2 protein-coding genes are annotated in these 3552 nt (G+C 58.9%); both read left to right on the forward strand.

Annotation, left to right across the window (positions count from 1 at the left end; translation table 11 throughout):
• A partial coding sequence (locus RI563_RS12910; RefSeq protein ID WP_310694794.1) for a toprim domain-containing protein occupies positions 1–1132 on the forward strand: 1132 nt, incomplete at its 5' end.
• Between the two features lie 175 nt (positions 1133–1307).
• Positions 1308–3128 carry an RNA polymerase sigma factor RpoD gene (rpoD, locus tag RI563_RS12915; protein WP_310694795.1) on the forward strand — a complete coding sequence of 607 codons (1821 nt, stop codon included), beginning with the start codon at positions 1308–1310 and terminating at the stop codon, positions 3126–3128.
• Positions 3129–3552: the final 424 nt, after the last annotated feature.

Genomic DNA, 3552 nt, shown 5'->3' on the forward strand with positions numbered 1-3552 from the left:
CCAGCCCAAGTACCTCAACTCCCCGGAAACCCCGCTGTTTCACAAGGGCCGGGAGCTCTATGGCCTGTACGAGGCGCGCCAGGCCCTGCGCAACATTCCCCGCCTGCTGGTGGTCGAAGGCTATATGGACGTGGTCTCACTCGCCCAGTTCGATATCCGCTACGCGGTCGCCACCCTGGGCACCGCCACCACGGCCGATCACCTCCAACAGCTGTTCAAGGTTACCTCCGAGGTAGTGTTCTGCTTCGACGGGGATCGGGCCGGACGCGAGGCCGCCTGGCGGGCGATGGAAAACGCGCTGCCGGTGATGCGCGAGGGACGCCAGATCCGCTTTTTGTTCCTGCCCGAGGGCGAGGATCCCGACACCCTGGTGCGCCAGGTGGGCAAGGCCGAATTCGAGCAGCAGGTCTCCCGCGCGGCGCCCTTCTCCGATTATCTGTTCAACCGCCTCAGCGCGCAGAACGACACCGCCTCCATCGACGGGCGGGCCAATCTGGTGGAGCAGGCCCGACCGCTGCTGGCCCGGTTGTCGCCGGGGGTCTACCGGCAGATGATGATCAGCCAGCTGGCGCAGCTGGCCCGCATCGACGAGCACCGGATCGAGACTGCGCTCAGCCAGACCAAACCCCCGCGGCAGCGGGGTGAGGCCGGCGATACGCCGCCTGACATGCCCGCGGGGCGCTCCCGGCCACCCCAACGGCCGCGCGGCGGGCAGGAGCGGCAACTCTTTTCACCGGTGCGCCGGGCCCTGGCGCGGCTGCTGCATAACCCGGCCCTGGCCCCCGAGGCGGGAGACCCGCAGCGCCTGACCCAGCTGGAGATTCCGGGAATCGATTTATTGGTCGCCGTGCTTGAAACTTTGCGTCACCACCCCAATCTAACCACCAGTGCCCTGATCGAGCGCTGGCGCGACACAGAGCACGCCCGGCACCTGGAAAAACTGGCCGCCTGGCAACCGGAAATCGATGATGAAGCAAGTCTGAAACACGAATTTACGGCCGCCATCGAGGCCCTGGACCGGCACCGGCTGGAAGCCCGCTACGACACGCTGATGGCCAAATCCAACCACGGCAACCTCACGCCGGAGGAGAAGGTCGAAATCCGGCAACTGTCCAGCCAGCTGTTCCACTGACAAAATTTTCAGGAAAAATTAAATAAATCGGGGGTTCGTGCCGTCATATAGAGGGCACCTGCCCCCGCGAGACGTCCCGGTTTACCTAGAAAATCGGGCAAATTAGTGTAAAATTGGATGGTTTTACGCCGCTATTTTGGAATCTGACTAGATGAAGCCTGCAAAAGCCGAAGTGATGGATTTAAGCCAACAGCAATCTCAACTCAAGTCGTTGATTGCCAAGGGTAAAGAACAGGGATTTTTGACCTATGCCGAGGTCAACGATCACCTGCCCGATGATATTGTCGACCCCGAGCAGATCGAAGATATCGTTGCGATGATCAACGACATGGGTATCGTCGTCTATGAATCGGCCCCCGACGGCGACACTATCCTGGAAACCACCACCGAGGTGGATGAAGACGCCGCCGAAGAAGCCGCCGCCGCGCTGGCCTCCGTCGACAGCGAATTCGGTCGCACCACCGATCCCGTGCGCATGTATATGCGTGAAATGGGTGCCGTGGAACTGCTGACCCGCGCCGGCGAGATCGAGATCGCCAAGCGTATCGAAGACGGCCTCAACCAGATGCTCTCCGCGCTGACTATGTATCCCGAAACTGTCAGCCAGATTCTGCTGCTGTGGGATCAGGTCGAAGCCGGGGAAATGAAACTGACCGATCTGATCACCGACTTTATCGATCCCAATGCGCCGGACGAGATTCCGACCCATACGCCGGTCGATGCCAGCGCCGCCGCCGACAATAATGACGACGACGATGACGATGCCGAAGAAGTTGATACCGGTCCCGATCCCGAAGAAGCCCGGCAGCGTTTCGAAAACATTCGCAAGCTCCACAAGAAGCTGGTCACCTCGACCCGCAAGCACGGTCATCGCGACAAGAAAACCGCCAAACTGCGCGATGAGCTGGTGGAACAGGTCATGCAGCTCAAGCTGACCCAGAAGGTCGTGGACAACCTGGTCATGGCCATGCGTGAGTTGATCGACCGCATTCGTAGCCATGAAAAAACCATCATGGACATCTGCGTGGATCGCGCACACATGCCGCGCAAGGAGTTCATTACCTCGTTCCCCGAGAATGAAGCCAAGCCCGAGTGGCTGGAAGAACAGATCAAGGCCGACACCAAGTACTCCCCGATCCTGATGGAGCACAAGGACGATATCCTGCGTGCCCAGCAAAAGCTGGCCTCTATCGAGGAAATCTGCGGACTGACCATTTCCGAAGTCAAGGACATCAACCGCAAGATGTCCATCGGCGAAGCCAAGGCTCGCCGCGCCAAGAAGGAAATGGTCGAGGCCAATCTGCGACTGGTGATCTCGATTGCCAAGAAATACACCAACCGCGGACTGCAGTTCCTGGATCTGATTCAGGAAGGCAACATCGGTCTGATGAAGGCCGTCGACAAGTTCGAATATCGCCGTGGTTACAAGTTCTCGACCTATGCCACCTGGTGGATTCGTCAGGCCATCACCCGCTCCATCGCGGATCAGGCCCGCACCATCCGTATTCCGGTGCACATGATTGAAACCATCAACAAGCTCAACCGGATCTCCCGGCAGATGCTGCAGGAGATGGGTCGCGAACCAACCCCGGAAGAGCTGGCCGAACGTATGGAAATGCCGGAAGACAAGGTGCGCAAGGTGCTGAAGATTGCCAAGGAACCGATCTCCATGGAAACCCCGATCGGCGACGACGAGGATTCCCACCTGGGTGACTTCATCGAGGATCTGAACGTGCTGTCGCCGATGGACCACGCCACTTCCAGTGGCCTGATGGAAACCGTGCAGGGTGTACTGGAAGGGCTGACCGCCCGCGAAGCCAAGGTACTGCGCATGCGCTTCGGCATCGACATGAACACCGACCACACCCTGGAAGAGGTCGGCAAGCAGTTCGATGTCACCCGTGAGCGGATTCGCCAGATCGAAGCCAAGGCACTGCGCAAACTGCGTCATCCGACCCGCTCGGATCACCTGCGCAGCTTTATGGACTACGAATAAAACCGGCGAAAGCCGTGATCGAAAAGGCCGTCCCGATACCCCGGGCGGTCTTTTTTCGTTATACTTCCCGCCTTAACGGGCCTGTAGCTCAGTTGGTTAGAGCAGGGGACTCATCAAAATGGTGCGTTCATACCGAAAGGTATGAAATGAACGGGATGAATTCAGGGAAACCTTAGCAGCCACACCAGTGGGACTGATGGCGACCCTGAGCCAAGCCGGCGGTACACCGCCGGAAGGTGCAGAGACTACCTGGGAGCGGGTTTTTTCGAACCGAGTGCTCTTAATAACAGGCTGGAGCGTCCCGCACCCTAACAGATCTGGTATTTACAGTGCTGAGGGTGGTGAGATAGTCCGCACACGATAGAAATATCGTGAGATTGTGAATCCCTTGGTCGTAGGTTCAAGTCCTACCGGGCCCACCAAA

Origin of the sequence: Thiohalophilus sp., from assembly GCF_031581315.1 — a bacterium.
GTDB lineage: Bacteria > Pseudomonadota > Gammaproteobacteria > UBA6429 > Thiohalophilaceae > Thiohalophilus.